This window comes from Paracidovorax sp. MALMAid1276, from assembly GCF_049198005.1.
GTDB lineage: Bacteria > Pseudomonadota > Gammaproteobacteria > Burkholderiales > Burkholderiaceae_C > Acidovorax.
In genome coordinates, this window is the sequence record NZ_JBMIRS010000221.1 from 1 (window position 1) to 876 (window position 876).

Here is an 876-nt window from a genome sequence, read left to right on the forward strand (position 1 = left end):
GTAGCGCTTGTCCTGCAGGACTTTGACGCGGTTGTTTTGCACCCAGCCTCGGCCCTGGGTGCTGAGGTTGCTTTCTTCCAGCGCGCTGATGCGGGTGCCTGCCAAATCATAATGAAAGCTCTCCGCATAAATACCTTAATCTCCATCGGCAGTTACAACTTCCTCTTGAAGAATTGCCTGATCTAGAAATTCTGAAAATCTCACCCCCACATCACTCTTGCTTTTTTCCAACGCTTTTTGAATGATTTTCAGATGATCGGGATAAATTTTGCATTTACCATAGGGATCAATAAAAACTCCTGTTCTTTTTCGCAACTCCTCAAAGACTTGTTCAAGCAAACGAATTTCAGAATCCTTCATCTTGAAAGACTCCACGGCATTTTTTTTTGAGGTGTAATAAAAATCTAATGGCATATTATTCAAATTTTGAAGGGAAAGAAGTGACTATTTTTCCGGCATTATCTTTTACAACTACATGACCAGTTTCTCCTCGCGTACCAATAACCCTTCCGTAGTCTTTCTCGTATCGAGTTCGCCCATTTGCTTGCGAAATTGTGCGATCAGGAGATCTCAGCGTTCTGTCTTCAAGTTTTTTATATTGGGCAGGATTTTTATATTTGCTTTTATCTTGTAATTTTAGACGAGCTTCTTCCGATATTTTGCTTTTCCCCGTCTTGTTGTGACGTTTCACATGCCGGTTAGGGGTATGTTTAGTTCTACGGACGCCTTGACCACAGTCCCGCGCCCACCCCCATGGATCGATCCAGAAGATCGGATTGGGCGCATATTGGTGTAAGTTAACGCCTCCTTGGAGCCCAATGGGATCCGGCGTCGTAAACGCCCCCAGGTCCGCGTCGTAGTACCGGAACGTGTTGT

The 876-nt window shown here is 44.6% G+C and carries 2 protein-coding genes; both read right to left on the minus strand.

Features of this window, described 5'->3' with window-relative positions; translation table 11 throughout:
* Window positions 1–135: 135 nt before the first annotated feature.
* Window positions 136–360: a hypothetical protein gene (locus tag ACOQFS_RS18370; protein ID WP_421564273.1), complete on the minus strand. Its 225-nt coding sequence runs from the start codon at window positions 358–360 to the stop codon at window positions 136–138.
* Between the two features lie 55 nt (window positions 361–415).
* Window positions 416–876 (minus strand): RHS repeat-associated core domain-containing protein (locus ACOQFS_RS18375; protein WP_421564274.1); only part of this gene is annotated, 461 nt, incomplete at its 5' end.